This is a genomic window from Gordonia sp. LMA484 (genome assembly GCF_058129505.1).
Genome location: NZ_CM176700.1, coordinates 97,426 through 120,648 on the forward strand (window position 1 = coordinate 97,426; position 23,223 = coordinate 120,648).

At 65.7% G+C, this 23,223-nt stretch carries 22 protein-coding genes; 8 read left to right on the top strand and 14 right to left on the bottom strand.

Annotated elements, in window-relative coordinates:
• Positions 1 to 121: 121 nt before the first annotated feature.
• The 8 genes from AC4AMJ_RS00415 to AC4AMJ_RS00450 form a co-directional block, all read right to left on the bottom strand.
• Entirely contained in the window at positions 122 to 943 is an 822-nt protein-coding gene (locus AC4AMJ_RS00415) for a mycofactocin-coupled SDR family oxidoreductase (RefSeq protein WP_489897544.1), read from the bottom strand.
• Positions 944 to 999: 56 nt separating this feature from the next.
• The gene (locus AC4AMJ_RS00420; protein WP_489916569.1) at positions 1,000 to 1,407 is read right to left on the bottom strand and encodes a PaaI family thioesterase; all 408 of its coding nucleotides are present in this window, start codon (positions 1,405 to 1,407) and stop codon (positions 1,000 to 1,002) included.
• Entirely contained in the window at positions 1,404 to 2,540 is a 1,137-nt protein-coding gene (locus tag AC4AMJ_RS00425) for an NDMA-dependent alcohol dehydrogenase (RefSeq protein ID WP_489916571.1), read from the bottom strand. Before AC4AMJ_RS00425 ends, AC4AMJ_RS00420 begins: the two co-directional genes overlap by 4 nt.
• An 11-nt stretch (positions 2,541 to 2,551) precedes the next feature.
• Complete coding sequence (locus AC4AMJ_RS00430; protein WP_489916573.1) at positions 2,552 to 4,177, bottom strand: class I adenylate-forming enzyme family protein; 1,626 nt, start codon at positions 4,175 to 4,177, stop codon at positions 2,552 to 2,554.
• Between the two features lie 3 nt (positions 4,178 to 4,180).
• Positions 4,181 to 5,698, bottom strand: coding sequence for a class I adenylate-forming enzyme family protein (locus tag AC4AMJ_RS00435; protein ID WP_489916575.1), 1,518 nt, complete (start codon positions 5,696 to 5,698; stop codon positions 4,181 to 4,183).
• A gap of 13 nt (positions 5,699 to 5,711) precedes the next feature.
• A complete protein-coding gene (locus AC4AMJ_RS00440; protein ID WP_489918543.1) occupies positions 5,712 to 6,533 on the bottom strand; it encodes an enoyl-CoA hydratase/isomerase family protein in 822 nt (273 codons plus the stop codon).
• Entirely contained in the window at positions 6,530 to 7,333 is an 804-nt protein-coding gene (locus AC4AMJ_RS00445; protein WP_489916577.1) for an enoyl-CoA hydratase/isomerase family protein, read from the bottom strand. Before AC4AMJ_RS00445 ends, AC4AMJ_RS00440 begins: the two co-directional genes overlap by 4 nt.
• Before the next feature lie 65 nt (positions 7,334 to 7,398).
• Positions 7,399 to 8,220: an enoyl-CoA hydratase/isomerase family protein gene (locus AC4AMJ_RS00450; RefSeq protein WP_489916579.1), complete on the bottom strand. Its 822-nt coding sequence runs from the start codon at positions 8,218 to 8,220 to the stop codon at positions 7,399 to 7,401.
• Positions 8,221 to 8,341: 121 nt separating this feature from the next.
• On the opposite strand from AC4AMJ_RS00450, the gene AC4AMJ_RS00455 reads away from it, so the two are divergent.
• The 6 genes from AC4AMJ_RS00455 (at position 8,342) to AC4AMJ_RS00480 (ending at position 13,792) form a co-directional block, all read left to right on the top strand.
• Positions 8,342 to 9,037: a PaaI family thioesterase gene (locus tag AC4AMJ_RS00455; protein ID WP_489897537.1), complete on the top strand. Its 696-nt coding sequence runs from the start codon at positions 8,342 to 8,344 to the stop codon at positions 9,035 to 9,037.
• A 108-nt stretch (positions 9,038 to 9,145) separates the two neighbouring features.
• Complete coding sequence (locus tag AC4AMJ_RS00460) at positions 9,146 to 10,048, top strand: enoyl-CoA hydratase/isomerase family protein (protein WP_489916581.1); 903 nt, start codon at positions 9,146 to 9,148, stop codon at positions 10,046 to 10,048.
• 144 nt (positions 10,049 to 10,192) lie between these two features.
• The gene (locus tag AC4AMJ_RS00465) at positions 10,193 to 11,380 is read left to right on the top strand and encodes a thiolase family protein (protein WP_489916583.1); all 1,188 of its coding nucleotides are present in this window, start codon (positions 10,193 to 10,195) and stop codon (positions 11,378 to 11,380) included.
• A 6-nt stretch (positions 11,381 to 11,386) separates the two neighbouring features.
• Entirely contained in the window at positions 11,387 to 12,148 is a 762-nt protein-coding gene (locus AC4AMJ_RS00470) for a crotonase/enoyl-CoA hydratase family protein (protein ID WP_489916585.1), read from the top strand.
• A 56-nt stretch (positions 12,149 to 12,204) separates the two neighbouring features.
• On the top strand, positions 12,205 to 12,975 hold the full coding sequence (locus AC4AMJ_RS00475; RefSeq protein WP_489897533.1) for an SDR family NAD(P)-dependent oxidoreductase: 771 nt from the start codon (positions 12,205 to 12,207) through the stop codon (positions 12,973 to 12,975).
• A gap of 22 nt (positions 12,976 to 12,997) precedes the next feature.
• Positions 12,998 to 13,792, top strand: coding sequence for an SDR family NAD(P)-dependent oxidoreductase (locus AC4AMJ_RS00480; protein ID WP_489916587.1), 795 nt, complete (start codon positions 12,998 to 13,000; stop codon positions 13,790 to 13,792).
• A 1,131-nt stretch (positions 13,793 to 14,923) separates the two neighbouring features.
• On the opposite strand, the gene AC4AMJ_RS00485 is transcribed toward AC4AMJ_RS00480, so the two are convergent.
• Positions 14,924 to 15,709, bottom strand: coding sequence for a coniferyl-alcohol dehydrogenase (locus AC4AMJ_RS00485; RefSeq protein WP_489897531.1), 786 nt, complete (start codon positions 15,707 to 15,709; stop codon positions 14,924 to 14,926).
• A 124-nt stretch (positions 15,710 to 15,833) separates the two neighbouring features.
• On the opposite strand from AC4AMJ_RS00485, the gene AC4AMJ_RS00490 reads away from it, so the two are divergent.
• Positions 15,834 to 17,039 (top strand): cytochrome P450, encoded by a 1,206-nt coding sequence (locus AC4AMJ_RS00490; protein ID WP_489897530.1) that lies wholly within the window; start codon positions 15,834 to 15,836, stop codon positions 17,037 to 17,039.
• A gap of 114 nt (positions 17,040 to 17,153) precedes the next feature.
• Here AC4AMJ_RS00490 and AC4AMJ_RS00495 read toward each other — a convergent pair whose 3' ends face one another.
• From AC4AMJ_RS00495 to AC4AMJ_RS00515, 5 genes are all read right to left on the bottom strand, one after another.
• Positions 17,154 to 18,299, bottom strand: a complete 1,146-nt coding sequence (locus AC4AMJ_RS00495) for a thiolase family protein (RefSeq protein WP_489916589.1) — start codon at positions 18,297 to 18,299, stop codon at positions 17,154 to 17,156.
• Between the two features lie 19 nt (positions 18,300 to 18,318).
• Positions 18,319 to 18,735, bottom strand: a complete 417-nt coding sequence (locus tag AC4AMJ_RS00500) for a Zn-ribbon domain-containing OB-fold protein (protein ID WP_489916591.1) — start codon at positions 18,733 to 18,735, stop codon at positions 18,319 to 18,321.
• A gap of 44 nt (positions 18,736 to 18,779) precedes the next feature.
• Positions 18,780 to 20,486 carry an acyl-CoA synthetase gene (locus AC4AMJ_RS00505; RefSeq protein WP_489918544.1) on the bottom strand — a complete coding sequence of 569 codons (1,707 nt, stop codon included), beginning with the start codon at positions 20,484 to 20,486 and terminating at the stop codon, positions 18,780 to 18,782.
• A gap of 79 nt (positions 20,487 to 20,565) precedes the next feature.
• Positions 20,566 to 21,330, bottom strand: coding sequence for an enoyl-CoA hydratase/isomerase family protein (locus AC4AMJ_RS00510; RefSeq protein ID WP_489916593.1), 765 nt, complete (start codon positions 21,328 to 21,330; stop codon positions 20,566 to 20,568).
• 10 nt (positions 21,331 to 21,340) lie between these two features.
• A complete protein-coding gene (locus tag AC4AMJ_RS00515; protein WP_489916595.1) occupies positions 21,341 to 22,069 on the bottom strand; it encodes a TetR/AcrR family transcriptional regulator in 729 nt (242 codons plus the stop codon).
• 252 nt (positions 22,070 to 22,321) lie between these two features.
• On the opposite strand from AC4AMJ_RS00515, the gene AC4AMJ_RS00520 reads away from it, so the two are divergent.
• Positions 22,322 to 23,161 carry an enoyl-CoA hydratase gene (locus AC4AMJ_RS00520; protein WP_489897524.1) on the top strand — a complete coding sequence of 280 codons (840 nt, stop codon included), beginning with the start codon at positions 22,322 to 22,324 and terminating at the stop codon, positions 23,159 to 23,161.
• The last annotated feature ends 62 nt before the right edge of the window (positions 23,162 to 23,223 follow it).

Sequence of the window (23,223 nt, forward strand, 5' to 3'; positions counted from 1 at the left end):
GGAGTCGGTGCTGTTTCTCGCAGGCTCGGAGGCTCCTCAGGGAGCGGAGTCGGTGCTGTTTCTCGCAGGCTCGGAGGCTCCTCACGGCCAGCGGTTGTCGACGCTCCGCCAACGTTTCGGATCAGTACTTGGTGCTGCCCTGATCGACCGGGATCGCGCACGCGGTCACGAGCCGGGACTCGTCGCCGGCCAACCAGAGCACGGTGTCGGCGATGTCCTCGGGCTCGGCGACCCAGTCCGGCAGGAACGGCGTCAGCATGTGGGCGAGTTGCGGATTGCTCTCGGTCGCACTCATCACCCGAGCGGCCATGTCGCCGGTTCCCATCGGGGTGTTCACCGGGCCGGGATGAACGCTGTTGACCCGTATCCGGTGCCTGCCGAGTTCGGCGGCGAAGGCGCGTGCGAGACCGGTGACCGCGTGCTTGCTCGCGGTGTAGTGAACCATGAACGGCTGCAATTTCAGTCCCGCCGCAGAGCTGATCAGGATGATCGAACCCCCTTGTCCACCATCGATGATCCGCTGTGCCCCCGCCATCACCGCATTCCAGGTCCCGGTCACGTTGATGTCCACGAGTTCGCGAAAGTGTTCGGCGGTGATCTGGTCCCAGGGTTGTGGTGCGGCGATCCCCGCGTTGGCGACGATGACGTCGAGCCGTCCGAACTCGGCGACGCCGGCCTCGACAGCTGCCCTGAGAGCGTTGAGGTCGCGGGTGTCGGCGACCGCGATGCAGATGCGACCACCCGCTGCCTCCACGAGCTTCACCGTCTCGTCGAGGTCATCACGCGTCGCCGACTGATAGGGCACGAACTCGGGTAGCGGACCGGCGAGGTCCACCCCGATGATGTCCGCGCCCTCGGCGGCCATGCGTATCGCGTGTGCGCGCCCCTGGCCACGCGCGACACCGGTGATGAAGGCGACCTTGCCGGAAAGACGATCTGCCATGTCGGCTCCTGTTCGTCGGCCGCACCTGCGACCGCTCAGCGGGTGCTTGAGGTTCGTTAGTGGGCAGCCGGAGTCGTGATGCGGGCGAAATTGACGGTGGCCAACGCCGCGAGTTTCTCCGGCTCGGTGCCGTAGACCTCGACCTGGACGATCGCCGATCGGCGTCCGGAGTGAACGATCCGGGATCGGGCGCGGGCCGTGCCCGACACGATGGGTCGCAGGCAACGGATGTTCATGTCGGATGTGACCGCACCGTTCTCGGGTGTGCTGTTCTCGGTGACGTGCAATCCGGCGACGACGTCGATCAGAGTCGCGATCAGGCCACCCTGGATGCCGCCGCGGGTGTTGATGATGTGCGGTGCGACCGGCAGTTCCACGACCAACTCGTCGCCGTCGTGAAAGGCCTCCCCGAACCCGATCTGTCCGAAGAGATCATGGATGTCCGACATCTCCGTGAGACTCATACGTTCTGCCGATCCTCGTCGGTGAAACGAATCACTCCGCGGATGTTGCGGCCATCGATCATGTCCCGGAACCCGTCGTTGATCTGGTCCAGACGGTACTCACGCGTGACAATGTCGTCGATCCGCAGATCGCCGAGCTTGTACAGCGCCAACGTCTCCGGAATGTCCAGATGCGGGTTGCCGCCACCGAAGACGCTGCCGCACAGCTTCTTCTGCGTCGTGGACAACAGTGACAGATTGAGCGCGGCCTCGCTGGCGGTCACGCTACCCATGCCGGCGATCACGCAGGTACCGTTCTTGGCGGTGAGGTTCAGCCACGACTCCACCTCACGGCCATCACATCGGCTGACCGTCACCAGCACCGTCTTGCACATACGCCCGCCGGTGGCCTCGGCGATGGCAAGTGCGGCCGATGAGAGATCGCCGAACGCCTCAGTCGCGCCGAACTTGCGGGCCTGCTGCTGCTTCCACTCGTCCGGGTCGACCACGAACACCCGGCGGGCACCCGACAACAGCGCACCCTGCAGCGCTGCCGAACCCACCCCGCCCGCACCGATCACGGCCACGTCGTCGCCGGGCCGGATGTCGGCGGTGTGCACCGCGGCCCCGTAGCCGGTGGTGACACCGCAGCCCACCAGACAGGCGATCTCGAACGGGATGGACGGATCGATCTTCACGACCGACGTCTGATGGACGACGGCGTAGGGCGCGAAGGTGCCGAGCAGAGACATCGGATAGACGTCCCGCCCGGAGGCCTGAATGCGGAACGTGCCGTCCGAGATCGACCTGCCACCGAGGAGATCGGCGTCCATGTCGCACAGATTTCGGTTGCCCGACTGACACGATCGGCACTTGCCGCAGGACGGGATGAACGACATGACGACGTGGTCGCCCACGGCGAGATCGTCGACGCCCGCACCGACCGCCGTGATGACCCCGGCACCTTCGTGACCGCCGAGTATCGGGAACGCGGCCTTCGGTATGTCACCGGCGGCCACATGATGATCCGAGTGGCAGAGACCCGCGGCCTCCATCCGCACCAACACTTCGCCCTTGTGCGGCTCGCCGATCTCGATCTCGTCGACCGACCACCGTTGGCCGGACTCCCACATGACAGCGCCTCTGGTCTTCATGGCTTCTCCGATCACCTCGTCCCGGCCGCTGCCGGTTGTGCTCTGCTGGAATGCTTGTCGACCCGGTCGAGCAGCTCCCGTAGCCCACGGGCGTCGACCTTGCCGGTGCCGCCGCGGGGGATCGTGGCGTCGGATTCCAGCAGCAGCCAGACGGTGGGCACCTTGAACGTGCTCAGGACCTGCTTGGCCGAATGCCGCAGGTCGTCGGCGGTCATGTCCGCTCGGCAGACCACGGCCGCGGCCACCTGGGGTCCGGTGGGACCGTCGACGTGCGTCACGAACGCGTTGTCGACTCCCTCGATCGTGGTCAAAGCGGCTTGGACCTCACTCGGATACACCGTTGCGCCACTGACCTTCACCATGTCGTCGGAGCGGCCGTGATAGAACAGGAAGCCCTGATCGTCGAGATGACCCAGGTCGCCGGTGGGGTAGAAGCCGTCGGCCGTGAACACCTCCTCGCGACCGCGACGACAGATGCCCTGCAGCACATGTGGGCCGCGCAGCCGGATCTCACCGGTGCGTCCGGGGGCCAGCGGCGCGCCGGTGTCGGGGTCGGCGATCCGCACCTCCATCCCGTCGAACGGTTGTCCGCAACTCCCCCAGGCGGACCGGGGCATGTCGAGGTCGGCGGGATATCCACAGTAGGGTCCGAAGGATTCGGTCATGCCGAACAGGTTGGCGCGGGCGCCACGCTCGGCCTGCATGCCCGGCGGCAGCAGCGCGTCCAGGCTGCCCACACGCAGCGAGGAGAGATCGGTGTCGAAGTCCGGCGCCCGCTTCGCCAGCGCGGCCGCCTGATCCGGCCAGCCCCGGAACAGGGTGACCCGCTCGTGTTCGAGTAATCGCAACGTCGATTCGGGGCTGGGGATCTCCTCGGTCACCAATGTCGCCCCGGCTAACAGCGCCGAGAGAATCCCGGAACCGAAGCCGCCGACCCAGAAGAACGGCATCGGCAGGTACAGCCGGGTGTCGGCGTCGATACAGCGCGCCCGCAGTCCCGCCCCCACGGCACCGAGAGCGCCGGCGTGGGAATGGATCACGCCCTTCGGGGCTCCGGCGCTGCCGGAGGTGAAGATGATGACCATCGGGTCACTCGGTGCGACCGAGTCGGCAAGAGCGTCGACGATGGTCCGCACCTCGGGAAAGCGCTGCTCCCGGAACACCTCGTCGACGGTCCAGATCCGCCGCAGCGCGGGCACTGACGGATTCGCGACGCCACCGGGCCGCAGGGCGTCGACGTCGAGTGCAGTGGCGAGCTCGTCGAGGTACCGGTGCGAACAGAATTCTTCGACGGTGATCAGATGCGCGACGCCGGATATGGTGAGCTGCGCTGTCAGTTCGCGTGCGGGCAGCAACGTACTGAACGGCACGAGCACGGCGCCGATCCGGGTCACGGCGACAGCGATCTGCACCCATCGTGTGTTGTTCGGCATGATCAGGCCGACGCGGGTTCCTGGGCCGATCCCGGCTTCCACGAAAGTAGCCGCCAGCGCGCGGGTCGAGTCATCGAGGTCTCGGTAGCTGACCCGGGTGGTCGGGTCGACGACCATGGGCTTGTGCGGGTATTGGGCGGCGCGCTCACGGATCAGCGTCGCGATGGTCGGCGTCGTGATGGTTGCTGTCGGATCATCCGGCACGGATCATTCACCTTCCTCGAAGTGACGGCGGACGGCCGTCAGATCGGCTTTGCCCGAAGGGGTGCGCGGGATGGCACGCACCACGGCGATGACGGTGGGGACCTCGTAGCGGGCCAGGCGCTGCGACAGATAACTCCCCAACTCGGCCGGGGAGACGTCTGCATCGGATCGCAACTCCACCATCGCCACCGGCGTCGCCCCGAGGCGGGCATCGGGACGTCCGACCACGGCCGCGCCCCGGACGGCGGGGTGACTCTCCAGGGCGGTGCGGACATCCTCTGGGATGACCTTGAAGCCACCGCGGATGATGGCCTGGTCGGCGCGACCCAGAATCCAGAGGAATCCGTCATCATCGATTCGCGCGAGATCTGTGGTGCGTATCCACGGCGCCGACGAACCGTGTTGAGCGGGTTGGACCTCGAGGAGTCCGGGCTCGTCGGGCCCGAGTTCGGTGCCCGAGTCGCTCACGATACGGAGCCGTGATCCGGGCGTGGCACGGCCGACGCTGCCACGCTTGCGGGTCCAGTACTCACGATGGTCGGCGAGACTCCAGCCGGCGACGCCGCCACCGAACTCCGTTGCAGCATAGGAGGTGAGTACCGGAATGCCGAACTTCTCGGTGAACGCATCGGCGTCGTCGGCCGACAGTGGGGCGGTCCCCGAGGTGACCACTCGGATGCCGGCGAGGTCCTCACGGGTCAGATCGGAATGCAGTACCATCCGCACTGCGGTCGGGACCAGCGACACCGCCTTGGGACGATGCCGCCGGACCGCGTCAGCCCACGTGGCGAGTTCGAAGCGGGGCAGCAGCGCATATGGCCGCGCCGCGACGATGCATTGCAGCGTGCGAAAGACGCCGCCGATGTGCACCAGCGGAGCGTTGACGATGGCGACCCCGGAACTGAGCCGGGTCGGTGCGGAGTCGTCGTCGGTCTCGGATCCCAACACACTGTGCGCGAGCATGTCGTAACCGAGTTCCACTCGCTTGGGGGGACCTGTGGTCCCGCTCGTCAACATCAGAACGGCGACTCCCGGGCGAGCATCGGTGTCGGTGACCGGTTGGCGGGCGGCGGCGATCTCTGGTCGGGAGGTCATCTCGCCGACGGTGACGACCGTGGTCCGGGGATTCGGTTCGACGAGCTGGGCGAGGTCGGCGGCGTCACCGATGATCAGAGGCAAGCCTAGTGCGGTGATGTCCGACCGGGTCCGCTCGTCGCCCCGGGACGGATTGATCGTCACCACGCACCCGCCGGCGAGCAGCACACCGAGAACCGCGGCGACGTGGGTGGGTTTGTTGCGCAGCAGGATTCCGACCCGCGGTGTCGGACTGCAGCCGTGCTGAGCACTGATGGTGGCCATATCGGCGGCGAGGTCGCCGAGCTGACCCCAGGTGATCCACTGCTGCTCGTATTCGATTGCGCCCGCGTCGCGATCGAGGTCCAGGACGGCGGAGATGCGGCGGGTGAGGCGATGTGCGGTCGTGGTGTCTACGCCGGTGTCGGTCATCAGTGAATCCCCCATCAGTGCATCCCCATCAGCGAATCCTCGGAATTGCGGTGGCCCCGGCCTGGGTGGTTCCGGGTGCCGGCCCGGTGAGTTCCGATCGGGCGATCGGGTTGCCGAGACGGGTATAGATCAGGCCCTGATCCATCGCCGCCCGGTACGGTTTGTCCAGCGACTCCCAGATCGCCTTCACCGTGCCCTGGGTGGCGGTCGGTGGCTTGGCGGCAATGCCGGCGGCGATCTCATGGGCCCGCGGCCAGAGGTCGTCGGGCGCGGTGATCTCGGTCACCAGCCCGATCCGCAACGCGGTCTCCGCGCCGACCCGCTCATCGTTGCCCATCAATGCGATGCGCAGGGTATCGCCGAGCCCGACCCGGCGCATCAAACCGACCGGCTCGAGGGCCGAGATCAATCCTGCGGTGACGTGGGAATCGAAGAAGGTCGCCGACGAGGAGCAGATCACCACATCCGATTCATTCACGAAATACAGTGCGCCCGCGGTGCACATGCCCTGCACGGCGCACACCACCGGCTTCCACATCTTCTGCCACTTCGGGCTCAACAGCTCGCCGGGATCCTCATGGTTCCAGATGTTGTCGGGCTGGCCGTACGGCGATCTGACATCGAGCCCGGCGCTGAAGGCGCGGTCGCCGGCCGCGCGTAGGACCACCGCGTTCACCCGCTCGTCGAACTTCACCAGATGCCAGGCCCGCCGCATCTCATGGCACATGGTGCGGTCGAAGGTGTTCAGCCGATCGGGGCGGTTCAGCGTGATGGTGCCGACATGATCGGCCTCATCGACCGTGAGGGTGATCGTCTCGAAATCGGTCTCGTCCGACGCGTCGGCGATCATCGGCACTGCCACTCGGGTGCGCGCTTCTCGACGAACGCTCGGGGCCCTTCGAGCGCGTCCTCGGTCCGGGTGACCCGTTCGCGGAAGGATTCGGCGAGCATCTCGGCCTCGTGCAACGGGAGGTCGATGCCCTTGAGGATCGCCAGGCGTGTGCCGCGGACCGCCAGCGGTGCATTGGCATTCACGATCCCGGCGATCTCGTGGGCGCGTTCGACGAGCTGGTCGTGATCGACGACCTCGCTGATCATGCCGAGTTCGAGCGCGCGGGCGGCACTCATGCGTTCGTGCTTGCCCATCAGCGCCATCCGCAGGGCCACCGACCGGGGCAGCACGCGCGCCAGACGGACGACCTCGCGTCCGGCGACCAGCCCGATGCTGACGTGGGGATCGAAGAAGGTGGCCTTGTCCGATGCGATGACGATGTCTCCGGTGGTCACCCAGTCGAGGCCGGCGCCGCAGCAGATGCCGTTGATGGCTGCGATGACCGGCTTGGCCATGGTCCGAAACGGCGGGGTGCCCTCCTGCGGTGCCTCCCACTGCTCGTAGGTCGACAGGTAGGGGCGTTCGTTGATCACCTTGCCGTCGCCGGGGATTTCCTTGACGTCGGCGCCGGTGCAGAACGCACGTCCACTGCCGGTCACGATGAGGGTCCAGACCTCGTCGTCGTTCTCTGCCTCGGCGTAGGCGCTGCGCAGCTCGGTGATCATGTGCGGACTGAGCGCGTTGAGAGCATCGGGACGGTTGAGCGTGATGGTCGCGGTGTGACCATCGACCTCGTATTTTATGGTGTCGAACGACATTCGGTATTCCCTTCGTGCTGAACGGTGCCGGACGGGCCGGCAGGGAGGTGTCGGTGCGACCGTTGTCATCGCCCGCCGAACTCGGGTGACCTGCGCTCGCGGAATGCTGTCAGACCCTCTTTGAAATCTCCTGTACGACAGGAGAGCTCGAGCGCATAGAGTTCGTGGTTCATGGCCTCGGGCAAGGTGGCGCGCTGACCGTGGCTGATGGCCTGTTTCGCGAGGCCCAGGGCGATGGTCGGTCCGGTGGTCAGGCGCGTCAGGAGTTCAGCGGCGGTCGCGTCCAGTTGGTCGGGAGGTACGGACTGGTGGATCAGACCCCAGTCCTCGGCGTCTCGCGCCCCGACCTTGTCGCCGAGGAGCAGCATCTTCTTGGCCCGCGCGATGCCGATGAGCCGGGGTAGCAGCCAGGTCGAACCCGAATCCGGACTGAACCCGCGGGACATGAACGGCTCCCAGAACACAGCGTCGTCGGCGGCGACGGCGAAGTCGGCGGCCAGCGCGAGGTTGCAGCCGAGTCCCACCGCCCAACCGCGAACGGTGCACACCACGGGTAGATGGATGTCCTGGACCAGTTCGATGATCCGGTGCGCCGCGTGCGGGATGCGACGGACGAGGTCCCCGGACCGGGGGCGCTTCCGCTCGCCGCTGTTGGTCGCGATCCAGTCCGCGCCACCGCAGAAGTTCTCTCCTTCGCCGGTGATCTCGATGGCCCGGAGCGCGTCGTCGGTCGCCGCGGCGGTGAGCGCACCGATCACGGTCTCGACCATGGGCGGGGTGAGGGCGTTGCGCGCATCCGGGCGGTCGAGCACGAGACGTAACAGCGGACCGTCTCTCTCGACCCGGACCTCGCCGGCCGGTCCCGGCGGACCGCCATTTTCCTTCACCGTTGAGCCCCATCTTCCGGAGGGATACTGTTACCTATACGGTAGGCAATACCGTTATAGCTTTCCACAAGTTAGCAAGGAATCGCGATTGGCGGTACCGGCCACCATAGAAAGAGGTCACATGGCGCAGGAGGAAGAAGCGTCTGGGGTGGGTACGGTTGACGGCCGCACCGATCTCCGTTTCGGGGAGGAGCCACTCGCGCAGACCCGGGAGGCCGCTGGAGCGCTCCGCCGCCTCGCAGGTCTGCTGATCTCGCTGGAACACGAGCACCCCGTTGTCGAGGAGCTGATCGGTCGGGTACGGACCTGGGAAGATGAGCTGGCGATGTCGGTGCCGCCGGATCCCCGGCCGCGCTTCGGCCCCGACCAGACCGATGACCAGCGGGTCTACCTCAATCACGCCTTCGACATCGGATCGTTCAACCCGAGTTTCCCGGAATACCGTCTCGACGAGATCGAAGGGGACAGCGCTCGCGGAACGGTCACCTTCCCGGTGCTCTACGAGGGTCCACCCGGACTGGTGCACGGTGGGTTTCTCGCCGCGTTCTTCGACTGCGTGATCCAGCACCACAACTGCGCGGTCGGTGTCGCGGGCAAGACGCGGTCGCTGACCCTCACCTATCGCCGGCCGACCCCGCTGTTGGTGCCGTTGGACTTCGACATCACCCGGGAAGCGACCGAGCGTGGACTACATTGCACGGCCCGCCTGCTTCTCGACGGCCGGCTGCTGTGCACCGGTGAACTCGACTCGGTGGCCATGTCCACCGAGCAGCTCTCGCAGCGCCGGTACGGTGCCCGACGAGCCGAGCCCCGATGACCGGTAGCAACGCAACTCGAACCGATTCGGGGCTCGCCCCGAATTCGGACTCATATCAATTCGGACTCGCCGAGCTCGGCGTAGCAGCTTGAGGAGAAGAGGAATCACATGGCCGACGCCACTGCCGATGCCACTGCCGACGGTCGAGTGTTGTTCGACCTCGACAAGGACAGCCGAATCGCCACGATCACGTTCAACAACCCGGCACAGCGCAATTCCTACGACAAGGCGATGCGGGACGAGATCGCTCGGTGCCTCGACATCGTGGTCGACGACGATGACATCACCGTGGTCATGCTGCGGGGCGCCGAGGGGGTGTTCAGCACCGGGGCGAACATGAACAACGCCTACGGCTGGTACGGCGGGCAGACAAACGGTTCGACACCACCCGCCAAGAGCCGGCCGAGTCAGCGTCGGCGACTGATCGTGGACCGCAAGACGTTTGACTTCTACCACGAGTTCCTTGGCTTCCCGAAGGTGACGGTGGGTGAGATCAGCGGGTTCGCTCTCGGCGGCGGGTTCGAGATGGCCCTCATGACCGACATCTCGGTCATCGCACGGGATACCCGAATCGGCATGCCGGCCACGCGCTTCCTCGGTCCGGCATTGGGCAGTCTGCACATGTTCTTCCATCGTCTGGGGCCCGTCCTGGCCCGACGACTCTTGTTGACCGGCGACATCGTGGACGCCGCCTCGGTGGAACATCTGGGTGTCTTCACCGAGACCTGCGATCCGACCGTCGTCACCGCGCGGGCCCGCTACTGGGCGGAGAAGGCGGCCAAGATGCCGGCCGACGGTGTCGTCATCGCGAAAGAGGCCTTCCGCCTGGTCGAACAGAGTCAGGCCTACCAGGGGGAAGAGGTCGCCAGCTACATGTTCCACGCCTACGGCACCAACTTGCAGTTCTCTCCCGGCGAGTTCAACTTCGTGAAGACGCGCGCCGAACACGGCACCAAGGAGGCGTTCCGGCTTCGCGATGAGCATTTTCACGTCCCGGAGCCGGAACTGTAGCTCGCGTCGATCGGAAGCGAGGGGTTCACGCAGGCCGCCGAAGCCTATACTGTTGCCTATACGGTAACTACCCGATAGTCGCTCCACCCACCGAACCACGTCCGTCGCTGCGTCCGCAGCCCGTTGAACCGAGGTCGAGAACCGATGCCCACACCCGTCCTAGTCGGTGCCGTACGCACTGCGATCGGGCGTTCCTTCAAGGGAACGCTCGTGAACACGTCCGCCGAACAACTCGCCACCGCGATCCTGCCGGAGGTGATCCGCAGATCTGGTCTCGAACCCTCCGACGTGAACGACATCATCTTCGCCGAGACCAACTACGGCGGCGGTGACCTGGCGCGATATGCGGCCGCCGCCAACGGGATGGATGATGTGCCCGGGCAGGCCGTCAGCCGCCACTGCGCGGGCAGCCTGACCGCGATCGGAAATGCCGCCGCACAGATCGGTTCGGGCATGGAACAGGTCGTCGTCGCCGGTGGTGTGCAATCCCTGTCCACCGGCCCGCTGATGAAGTGGCGGGTACCTGAGCCGGGGCCCGAGATGACGTTCCGTGAGCCCTGGATTCCGCCGAGTCATCCGGAGACCCCGGATGCACCCACCATGGACATGGCCATCACCGTGGGCTGGAACACCGCGAAGAAAGTCGGTATCACCCGGCCCGAGATGGACGCCTGGGCGGTTCGTTCCCACGAGCGGGCCATCGCAGCAATCGACGCAGGCAAGTTCGTCGACGAGATCATGCCGCTCAAGGTCACGTTGCCCGACGGTGCGATGACCGATTTCGTCGTCGACGAATTCCCGCGCCGGGGTACGTCGCTGGAGAAGCTGGCATCGCTTCCGGTGCTGCATCCGGAGATCGAGGGCTTCTCGATCACCGCCGGTAACAGCAGCGGCATGAACGATGCTGCTGCCGCAGTCACCGTGGTCGACAACGACTTCGCCGCCGCGCGTGGGCTTGACGTCATGGCGTCCGTCCGGGCGTGGGCATCGGTCGGTGTGCCGCCGCGTGATTGCGGCCTCGGGGCGGTCAAGGTGATCGGCCCGGTCCTCGAGCGAGCAGGTATCGGGGTCGGGGACGTCGATCTCTGGGAGATCAACGAGGCCTTCGCATCGGTGCCGATCGCCGCATGCCGCGAATACGGCATCGACGAGGATTTGGTGAACTTCTCCGGCAGCGGCTGCAGCCTGGGCCACCCCATCGCCGCATCGGGGGCACGCATGGTGACCACCTTGCTCTACGAGTTGCGGCGGCGCGGCGGCGGTATCGGCGTCGCCGCCATGTGCGCGGGGGGCGGACAGGGCGGTGCTGTCGTCATCGAGGTGAAGGGCTGAAACGACATGTCAGATGAAGTGCTACTCGAACGTCGGGGTCGAATCCTGATCATCACGATCAACCGACCACAGGCACGTAATGCGGTCAACCGCGCGGTGAGTCAGGCGATCGCGGACGCGGTCGACGAACTCGATGAGGATCCGAACCTGTCCGTCGCGATCATCACCGGTGCCGGCGGTAACTTCAGCGCCGGGATGGATCTGAAGGCCTTCGCGGCTGGTGAGATCGTCGCCATCGAGGGCCGGGGCATGGGATTCACCGAGCGGCCACCCGCCAAGCCGATCATCGCGGCCGTCGAGGGCTACGCCCTGGCCGGTGGAACCGAGATCGTGCTGGCGACCGATCTGATCGTGGCGGCCAGGTCGGCCAGGTTCGGCATCCCCGAGGTCAAACGCGGTCTCGTCGCCGGTGCCGGCGGCTTGTTCCGTCTGCCCGAACGAATTCCGTACCAGAAGGCCCTCGAGTTGGCGTTGACCGGAGACAGCTTCACGGCCGAGCAGGGCGAGCAGTACGGCCTGGTGAATGTTCTGGCCGAGGATGGCAACGCGCTGGACGAGGCGATCGCTCTTGCCGAACGCATCACCGAGAACGGGCCGCTTGCCATCGCCGCGACGAAGGAAGTGATCGCCAAGTCGCGCAGCTGGTCCGAGGATGAGAAGTGGCAGAAGCTGATCGAGACGATCGTCCCGGTTTTCGCGTCGAAGGACGCTCAGGAGGGTGCGGTCGCGTTCGCGGAGAAGCGTAAGCCGAACTGGACCGGCACCTGACATCCATCTGCACGTTTGAAACATCGATCATCACACGAATCTCGGAGGGGACATTCATGTCATTTGAAGGTGAAGTGGTTCTGGTCACCGGCGGTGCTGGTGGGCTGGGCGCCGCGACCGTGCGTAAGCTGCACGCCGAAGGGGCGGCGGTGGTCATCGCCGACGTCAACGACGAACCGGCACAGGCGCTTGCGGACGAACTGGGCAACAAGGCCGTCTATGTGCACACCGATGTGCTCGATGATGACTCGGTCAACGCCGCACTGGCCAAGGCCGACGAACTCGGAACGCTGCGGTACGCCGTGATCGCGCACGGCGGAATCGGTGTGCTGGAGAAGATCGTCAATCGAGACGGGAGCCCGCACAGCAGCAAGGGTTTCACCGATACCATCGCCCTGTACCTGACCGGGACGTACAACGTGCTGCGTCTGACCGCGGCGAAGCTGGCCACCCAGGAGAAGAAGCCCAACGGGGAGCGTGGCGCGATCGTCATGACGAGTTCCATCGCGGGATTCGAAGGTCAGATGGGTCAGTCGGCGTACTCGGCTGCCAAGGGCGGGGTCATCTCCCTGACACTCACCGGTGCGCGCGACCTCAGCTCGGTTGCGATCCGACTCAACAGTATTGCGCCGGGAACCATGCGTACCCCGCTGTTGGAGTTGTTGGGCGATGAGGCGCTGGACAAGTTCGCGGCGAACATCCCGTTCCCGAAGCGGCTCGGCACCCCGGACGAATACGCGGGTCTGGCGCAGTATCTGTTGGAGAACACCTACATCAACGGCGAGGTCGTCCGCATCGACGGCGCTCAGCGTTTCCAGCCGCGCTGAGTCGGCTTTCCGGGTAGCAGCTGTGGATCTGGGATTGGGTGATGCTTCCGTCGTCGTGGCCGGCGGCGCCCGCGGGATGGGCTTGGCCGCCGCGCGGTGCTTCGCCGATGAGGGGGCACGGGTCGCGTTGCTGGCGCGAACCCGTGCCGACCTCGACACCGCAGTCACCGAACTGAAGGGTCGGGGCAGCCCGGATGCGGTGGGCATGGTGGTCGACGTGCGTGACAGCACCCAGGTTGACCAGGCTTTCGACGACCTCGACAGTCGTTGGGGCTCAGTGAACGTTCTCGTCAACGCGGTGGGCCCGAATGTACGCGGCACGGTGGAGAGTCTGAGCGACGAGCAGTGGCGGACCGCGTTCGACGACGGAGTGCTCGGCATCGTGCACTGCGTCCGGTCTGCGTTGGACCTGCTGCGTCGGGCAGAGTGGGCACGAATCGTGAACTTCTCTGCGAGTTCGACTCAGCGACAGACGGTATCGCTGGCCGCCTACACCGCGGCGAAGTCGATGGTGACCAGCATCTCGAAGAACCTGTCGCTGCAACTCGCACCCGACGAGATCCTGGTGAACGTGGTGTCACCGGGCAGCGTCGCATCCGATTCGCTCCTCGCCTGGGCGCGGTCGGTCGGCGTGGACACCGCCGATCCCTACGCATTGATGGCTGCGATCACCGAGCATTTCGGACACCCGGCCCACCTGCCGCGGGTCGGCCTGCCCGAGGAGGTCGGCCCGGTCGTTGCGTTCCTGGCGTCACGGCGAAACTCGTACATGACCGGCGCCAACGTCAACGTCGACGGTGGTACCGACTTCACGTAGATGCAGATCGGTCGACCGGCAGAGACGGTGCCGGCGGCGGTGGCGCGTACCGCGCATCACGTGGGTCCGGTCGCATCTCGCTGGTCGAGTAGCATCTCGTTGGTCGAGTAGCAGCGAACGAAGTGAGTCGCGTATCGAGACCTGGGGTGGGTGATCTCGATACGGTCCCTCGCCTAGCGGCTCGGGACCTACTCGATCAGCGGATGGGTTCCCTAGCCTAGCGGCTCGGGACCTACTCGATCAGCGGATGATGTCCCTCGCCTGGCGGCTCGGAATCTACTCGATCAGCAGGGGCCCCTCGCCTGGCGGCTGTTGTCGCCGGGTGCGCTCAGGCGGCGGTGGGCACGTTGTTGAGGTTCATCGTGCGCCGGTTCTGGGCGGGGATGGGGCGATCGTGACTCGGCGAACGATTCGGTCAGCGCCTCGGTCGCGTAGCTCCGGTCCCTGAGGAGCCTCCGAGCTTGCGAGGATGCGTCACGAAGGGCCGCCCTTCGTGACGGTCCTTCGCTAGCGCTCCGGACCTCCTCAGGGATCGGGGAAGCGTTGTGCGCGAAGCGATGCGCCGGGCAGCGGATGTCGAAGGCCGACTGTTTGATCAGCTCATCGTGGGCGATGGCGTTCTTGGAAGAACGTGCAAGAGAATTCTTCGGGGCGGTCGGGGTCTGTTTGCGTCGTGGCTGAACGGTTGAGCGGCAGGGGATCTCGATACGTCTCCTCGCTGCCGCTCGTCGCCTACTCGATCAGCGAAAGGGGGTCTCCGTTGCCGCTCGTCGCCTACTCGATCAGCGAAAGGGGGTCTCCGTTGCCGCTCGTCGCCTACTCGATCAGCGAATGGGGGGCTCCGCTGCCGCTCGTCGCCTACTCGATCAGCGAACGGGGGGCTCCGCGTTCGCTCGTCGCCTACTCGATCAGCGAATGGGGGGCTCCGCGTTCGCTCGTCGCCTACTCGATCAGCGAAAGGGGGGTCTGTTGCACGCTTGTCGTCTACTCGGCAGCGGACGAGGCCGTCTTGCTGCCCTTTGTCGTCGACTCGGCAGCGGAAGGGAATTGCGCTGCCGCTCGTCGACTACTCGATCTCAGGATGGGGCTCCCCGTCAGCTGGCGACCTCACGACAAGCGGCATCGCGTGCGTCAGAGCTGGATCGGCGGGCCCGCGATCATTGACGCGATGAAGCCGCCGTCGACCTCGAGGTTCTGTCCGGTGAGCCAGCGTGCTTCGGGGGAGCCGAGGAAGGCGATCGCCGGCACGATGTCGTCGACGGTGCCGTGTCGTCCCACGGTGGCGCGGACCATCTCCAATGTGTCTTTGCCCATCGACTTCTCGAAGTCGACCAGGATGGGTGTCTCGACGGGGCCCGGGCTCACCGTGTTCACCCGCACGCCGTACTTGGTCCACGCCGGGCCGGACAGACGTTTGGCGTAGGCGAGCACGGCTTCCTTCGAGGCGTTGTACGCCGGGTACCCCGGTTCCTGGGTAGCGAGCCACTGCTCGACGGCCTCGGCATCGGTCGCTGCCAGCAGGCCTTCGAGTTGGGGGAGGCGCTGCTGCCACGCCATGCCGGCCGTGGAGGCGACGGCGACGATGGCCCCACCCGGGTTCAGTAGTGGCAGCATGCCCTCGGCCATGAGGCGCATGCCGAGGTAGTTGATCCGCAACACGTCGGCGTCCGGGGCGGTGCCGGGTACCCCGGCCACGTGTGCCAGTAGATCCCAACCCGAACCGATGGATTGCAGTAGGGCGGCAATCGAGTCCGCGTCCCGCAGATCGACATCACGGTGTTCGGTTGCGGGGGTGTCATTGCCGCGGATGTCGACGGCGAGCACGTGGTCGCCGAGCTCGTGAAAGTGGGCGGCGGTCGCCGCCCCGATTCCCGACCCCGCGCCCACGACGACGACCTTGCGTTGTGGCGATCCCATGCTTGTCTCCATTCCAGTGCAGTGCGTCAACAGTTGGCCCCAGGCCCGTGGTAACTATAGTATGGCTTACAGTAAATATGCGAGGATCATGCCGAGCGAGGCGCTGGTGTACAGGAGGATGCAGGTGACCGACACGAAGCTCGTCTTCGATCCCTTCTCGCGGGAGTTCTTCGACAATCCGTACGACATCTACCGGCGCATGCGCGACGAGGCGCCGGTGTACTACAGCGAGCACTACGACTTCTACGCGCTGAGCCGGCATGAGGACGTCGCGCCCGCGTATCGCGATTTCGACACCTACTCCTCGGCCCGCGGCATCGATCTCGCAACGGTACGTGAGGGAAAGATTCCGCCGCACAAGTCGATCATCGTGCTCGACCCACCGGAGCACCGGCACATGCGCCGCCTGGTCAGCAAGGTGTTCACCCCTCGCGCGATCGCCGAATTGCGGGACATGGCCGCCGAGCAGATCGACCGATTTCTCCAGCAGGTGGATCCTACCGGTTTCGACATGGTCCACGATTTCTCGGCGCTGTTCCCGATCGAGATCATCTCGCGGATGCTGGGGGTGCCGGAGGATGCGCGCACGCAGGTGCGGTTGTGGACCGATGACCTGCTCCAACGTGAGGTCGGGCAGATGGAGATGTCGGAGGTGGGGTTCAACGCCGTCGTCGAACTGGCCAGGTTCTACTACGGTCTCGCCGCCGAACGTCGTGAGAACCCGGCAGACGACATGATCACGAAGCTGACGCAGGCCGAGATCGAGCGAGACGATGACGAACCGCCGACGTTGAGCAACATGGAGATCGCGATGTTCGCCTCGTTGCTCGGTGGCGCCGGCGCCGAAACCGTCGCCAAGCTGATCGGCGGTGCACCGGTCACGTTCGCCCGGTTCCCCGACCAATGGAAGAAGTTGCAGGAAGACCGCACCAAGGTGCCGGACGCGGTCGAGGAACTACTTCGATTCGAGTCGCCCAATCAATACAACGTCCGCTACTCCATGAAGGAGGTCACCCTCCACGGGGTGACGATCCCGGCGGGCAAACCGGTGTTCCTGATGCTCGGATCGGCCAACCGGGACCCGGATGCGTTCACCGACGCCGACACCTTCGACATCGACCGTGACCGGTCCGAAGCGCAGAACCTCGCCTTCGGCCTGGGGATTCACAGCTGCCTCGGAGCGGCCTTGGCGCGCCTCGAGAGTTCGATAGCGCTGGAACGGATTCTCGACTTCATGCCGCAGTTCGAGGTCGACCTCGAGCACTGCACCCGCGTCAGCATGCAGAACGTGGCCGGCTACGACCGTGTTCCGGTCAGGGTACTGAGGTAGTCGTCCGACCCGACTCAAGCGGGTGCGAGGGGTGGTCAGAGGGCGGCCGGTCGACAGACCAGCCGCCCTCTGACGTATCCCTGTGAGAGGAAACTCTTCTCGCGTGTCTGCAGGTCAGGTGGTGACCACGGTCGCGCCGGCGGTGCCGGGCGCACCATAGAGGAGCGCGAAGCCTGCGGTCGGGTCACCGGGAACCTGGCGATCGCCGGCCGTTCCACGTAGTTGCAGGACCAGCTCGTGCAGCTGACGCAATCCGGATGCACCGATGGGTTCGCCGTTTGCGATCAGCCCGCCATCGGTGTTCACCGGCATCGACCCGCCGATCTCGGTGGCGCCGTCGGCGATCAGCTTCTCCTGGTCGCCGTCGGCACAAAAGCCGGCTTCCGCCATGTGGATCACCTCTGCGCCGGCATCGGTGTCCTGGAGCTGGATCACGCCGACGTCCTCGGGGGCGACCCCGGCCGACTCGAACGCCGCGCGTGCGGCGAACACTGATGGCGAGGCGACCTCGTCGACGGGTGCGAAGGTCGTGTTGACCTCGTATGCGCCGTAGGTGCGCGTCCGGACCTCCACCGAACGCACATAGACCGGCTTCGTGGTGAATCGGTCGGCGATATCGGCCCGGCACATGATCACGGCGGCCGCACCCTCGTCGGGCGCGCAGAACATGTAGTGCGTCAACGGATAGTTCAGCATCGGGGCGTTGAGGATCTCCTCCTCGGGAACCGGCTTGCGGCGGAACGCATTGGGATTGAGCGCACCGTTGCGGTAGTTCTTGGCCGCGACGCGGGCAAGGGTCTCCTGCGAGATGCCGTGCTCATGCAGGTATCGGTTGGCCTTCTTCCCGAAGAACTTGGTGGTCAGGTACTGGCCGTTCTCCCCGTACCACTTCGGCATGCCGACCAGGGTCGGGTCCACGGTGAATGCGCCTCGCGGATGCTTGTCGAGGCCGATGGCAATGCCGATGTCGTACTTGCCCAACCGGATCGCGTCGGCGCATGCCTCGGTGGCGCTGGCCGCGGTGGCGCATGCGTTGAAAACATTCGTGAACGGTATCCCGGTCAGTCCCATGAGACTCACGATTGCATCCGGGTTGGCGACCTCCCAACTACCCCCGACCGCGAATTGCACGTCTTTCCAATCGATCCCGGCGTCGGCGAGGGCAGCGCGGATGGCATCGGCGCCCATCTGCATCGCCGTCTTTCCCTCGAATCGACCGAAGGGATGCATTCCCACCCCGATGATGGCCACGTCGTTCATGTCGCAGATCTCCTGTCCGTCAGACGGGTTGGAAGGCGAAGGTGAGTACGTCGTCACCGGTCTCGTCGGTGCCGAGGGGGATGGTCGTCAGCTCGACGTCCATGCCGAATTCGAGCTTGGCGGGATCGTTCTCGGTGAGTCGTCCCTCGACACGGATGACGTCGCCCAGCTGGACGAGTCCGACGCCGAACGGGACGAACGTCTTGGATGACTCGTCTCCCAGATAGGGGGCGCCGGGTAGGAAGCCCTGGGTGGTCCAGGCGATCAGGGTGCCGCGCCGCGGAAGCTCGATCTCGGTCATCGCCGGGCGGCTACACCGTGGGCACAGGTCCTGCACCGGGAAAACTGTCGCTTCGCAATCGTTACAGCTACTTCCGAGCAGGTGGGGTTCGGCGTCTGGCCACGTCGAGATCTCCGGTGCGATCATTCGTGTCATGGTGGTTCCTCACGTCGTGATGGTTGGGCGGGGCCGCACGTAGTTCACTCGGTGCCCACGGTCGCCGCCTGCTCGCGGGCCCAGCAGTAGTCGGCCTTGCCCACCGGGCTGCGCTGGATGGCAGGACTGAACAACACGGTCTTGGGCAACTTGTAGCGGGCGATCGATTGGGCGGCGTGATCGATGATGTCGTCTGCGGTCGCCTCCCCGCCCTCGATCAGCTCGACGATCGCGACCACCGCCTCACCCCACTTGTCACTGGGACGTCCGGCGACCAGCACATCGCCGACCGCGGGGTGGGACGCGATCGCCATCTCGACCTCTTCGACGAAGATCTTCTCGCCTCCGGAGTTGATGGTCACCGAGTCACGGCCGAGCAGGTGGATGGCACCGTCGGCGAGATGCTGTGCACGGTCGCCGGGGAGGGAGAAGCGTTCACCGCCGACGACGGGAAAGGTCTTCGCGGTCTTGACCGCATCACCCTTGTACCCGAGTGGCACGAAGCCACGCTGGGCCAACCAGCCGAGCCCGTCGTGCCCGGGTTCGGCGATCTGGTCGATGTGCTCGGTGAGCACACAGGTGTCGGAGCCGGGATTGAACGTGCCGGTGGTGACCGCGCCGGCCGTCGAGATGTGGGTCATCTGCGTGCCGGTCTCCGACGATCCGACGCCGTCGAGCACGATGGCATTGGGCAGTACGGCGAGTAGACGTTCTTTGATCGTCGGAGACAGCACGGCACCACCATTGGCGATCACCGCGATCGAGGAGATGTCACGGTCACCACGTTCGAACGCCGTGACCAGGGGGCGTGCGATCGCGTCACCGACCACCATGACGACCATCGGCTTCTCCCGCTCGATGGTCTCGACGACCACGTCCGCGTCGAGTCGGTCCACCACCGGAGACAGCACCACCGTCTGCCCCGATGTCAACGCGGTCATGATGGCCCATTGCGCGGCGCCGTGGATCAGCGGCGCGAGCACCATCACCTTCAGCTGGTTCCCCTGGGCGACGCGGTCTTTGACTTGTTCCAGCGACGACGTGAGTTCGCCCGTGTAGACGTCACGACCACCACCGCCTGCCATGTAGATGTCATGTTGTCGCCACAGCACCCCTTTGGGCATGCCGGTCGTCCCGCCGGTGTACAGGACGTAGAGATCGTCGGGGGAGGGTGTGACCGGCACCGGATCGGGCTGAGTTGCTGCCAGGAGCTCTTCGTAATCGACTGCGCCGGGCAGCAGTTCATTGCCGGAGTCGTCGGGGATCTGGATCAGCACACGTAACCGGGGCAGGTCCGGCAACACCTCCGCCAGTCGCGGCGCGAACGTCGCGTGGTAGACGAGTGCGGTGGCGCCGGCGTCGGACAGCAGGTACTGGAGTTCGTTCTTGACGTAGCGATAGTTCACGTTGAACGGTGCGACGCGCGCCCGAAACGCGCCCAGCATCGTCTCCACGTACTCGTTGCCGTTGTACGCGTAGATGCCCAACAGGTCCTGTCCGACCTCGTCGCCGGCAAGCGCGTCACGTTCGGCATACACGCCGAGGCCGCGGTAGTGGAGATACGCTGCAAGTCGCTTCGACCGGTCCGAGATCTGGCGGGTGGTGAGGTGGCGGTCGCCGAAGACGAGGAGATCCCGATCGGGCACGGTCTCCGCGACCGCGTCGGCGACCTCGGGAAAGGTGAACTGGCGTGTCGTGGTGGCGGTGGGGGTGGACTCGGGCACGTCTGCTCCTCGCGCGTCGGCGTTCATCGCTCTCGGTGTGGCTGTCATAGTAACTGTAAGCAATACGGAAAGGCTTGCGATAGGCCCCAGTGCCAATTGGCGCCGATCATCGTCCGACCCAGACCGGTGGTCGACGCTCGACAAAGGCCAGAGCTCCTTCGCGGGCGTCGTCGCCGTTCAGGATTCGGGCCGACTCCCGCTGGACCTGCTGTCGATGAGTGGCACCCCCGGTGGTGGATTCACGCATGTACTTCTTGGTGAACTGCACGGCCAGAGGGGCATTCGCTGCGATGACAGTGGCGAATCGGTCGGCCTCGGCCAGGACTTGCGACGCCGGCACGACACGATTGACCAGGCCGAGCCCATAGGCGCGTGCCGCATCGATCGGTAAGCCCGTCAAACCCAGTTCCAGTGCGACGGCCACCGGGACGCGGCGGGGAAGTTCGGAGATGCCGCCACCGGCCGCGACGAGTCCGTGTCGGGCCTCGGGCAGCGCGAAGGTTGCGTCGTCGGCGGCGACGACGACATCGCAGGCCAACACCAGTTCGAATCCGACGCCGAGCGCACGCCCGTTGACCGCGGCGACGATCGGTTTCGGAAAGTCCCGGGTCAACACGACATCGAGGCCCGGGCCATCGGTGTGGCCGGTGCCACTGCCGTTCTCCGCCAGCGACATCAGATCGAGACCGGCACAGAAGGATCGATCTCCGGCGGCCGCCAGGACCACCACAGCGACACGGCCGTCGGTCTCGGCGTCGGTGAACGCCCGGCCCAGGGCACCCATGGTCGCGCCGTCGAGCACATTGTGCCGTTCGGCGCGGTTCAGGGTGATGGTGACGATGGCACCGTGCTGTTCGACGAGGACGGACAATGTCCCGACCTCACGCGGCTCCGCGAGGTGTGGCCGCGGAGCCGATCGTCGTCAGGCGTTCCGCATGGTCGAGGATGCACTGCAGGCCGAACTCGAAGTTGTGATCATCCGGGGCGCCGCCGGTATAGCCATGTGCCGCGGCCCGCGCGAGGATCGGCGTCGCCTCCGGCGAGATGGCCAGGTCCTCGTAGTAGGTGCGGGCCGCGGGATCGGACGCCTTGCTCTTCTCGTGCAACCGGGTCAGCACGTTCGAACCGTGCAGATGAAGTTGCAGTGCGGAAAAGGTGTCAAACGCGTCATCGAAGCTGAGCCCTGCCTCCACCAGCCGCGCGACGAGTCGCTCGATGTGTTTGGCGCCGAGCTCGGAGTAACGGGGGCCGAGTGTCGCCCGGATGAGGATGAGGTCGACGAGGATCGGGTTGTCGAGAAATGCCCGGCGCATGGTGTGCGCGTAGTGGTAAAGCGATTCGCGCCAGTCGTCGGACTCCGGGAGCGGAACCGCGAGCAGGTACTGGCGCAGCGCGCGATCCGTCATCGCGTTGAGGAGGTCGTCCTTCTTGCGGAAGTACCAGTAGATGCTGGTGACGCCGACACCGAGGTGCTTGCCGAGCATGGGCATGCTCAGGTTGTCGATCGAGACCTCCTCGGCGAGCTCGAAGGCGCCGGCGATGATGTCGTCGGGATCGATCGAGCCGCGTTCACGCCGTTGGCGTTTGCGTCCGGTGCTCTGCTTCGGCATGTCGCCGCCTCTCCGTGAGCGGTCGCTCCTCTGTGACCGGTTACGACAACGTCCCTGAGGACTGTCGAGATAGCTTACGGTAAACGGTACAGTAGACGCCATGACCCTCGTGTCGACTTGGTTCGGGCGAGGGCGGGAGTTTGTTGCGGAACGCTCTACCGATAGGTATACAGTAGGCATGTCCAGTGATGTCGGGGCGACAGGAAGGCGCAGTCGTATGTTCGCGTGCGCGCCATGTGGACGGGAGTCGGCTTGAGTCTCGTCGAGCGGAGTCCGGAGAAGGTCGGCAGCGGCGTCGACGAGGCGGTGCGCTACGAGGTCACCGCGGGCGGCGTCGCGATTCTGACCCTCAACCGACCGGATCGGCTCAACGCGTGGGCCGCGGACATCGCCTCCTCGTTCGCCGGACTGATCGATCGCGCGGAGGATGACCCGGAGGTACGCGTCATCCTCATCACCGGCCGCGGGCGCGGATTCTGCGCGGGCGCCCACATGGGATCGGTCGAGCAGGTCGCCACGCTTGCCGACGGCGAGCCGGTCGACGTCGGCGTCGCGGTCGGCGAGCGGCCCGCACATTTCCTGCTCGCCGTGCGCAAGCCGGTGATCGCGGCGATCAACGGAGCCTGCGTCGGGATCGGCCTGACACATGCGCTGATGTGTGACGTGCGATTCGCCGCCGCAGGTGCCAAGTTCGCAGCGCCGTTCACGCGCCGTGGTCTCATCGCCGAGCACGGGATCTCCTGGATTCTGCCGCAGGTCGCGGGGCCCGCGGTCGCCAGGGAACTATTGCTCAGCGGGCGTACGTTTCTCGCCGAAGAGGCGTGCGACCTCGGGTTGGTCACGGCTGTGCTGCCTGCCGACGAACTGTTCTCGCACGCACTGCACTACGCCGAGGATATCGCCGCGAACTGCTCGCCGGCCTCTCTCGCCGTGGTCAAGGAGCAGTTGCGTGTGGACGTCGACAGCTCCGCCCAGGAGGCCGCCTCGCGGGCGGAGGATCTGATGAACGAATCCTTGACACGACCTGACGTGATCGAGGGGATCACGGCGTTCCTCGAGAAACGTACAGCCCGGTTTCCGCCGTTGTCGTGACGAGTCCACGACCATACAACGCCTGCACCACCGAACCACCCGACCACACTCCCATCACCTGG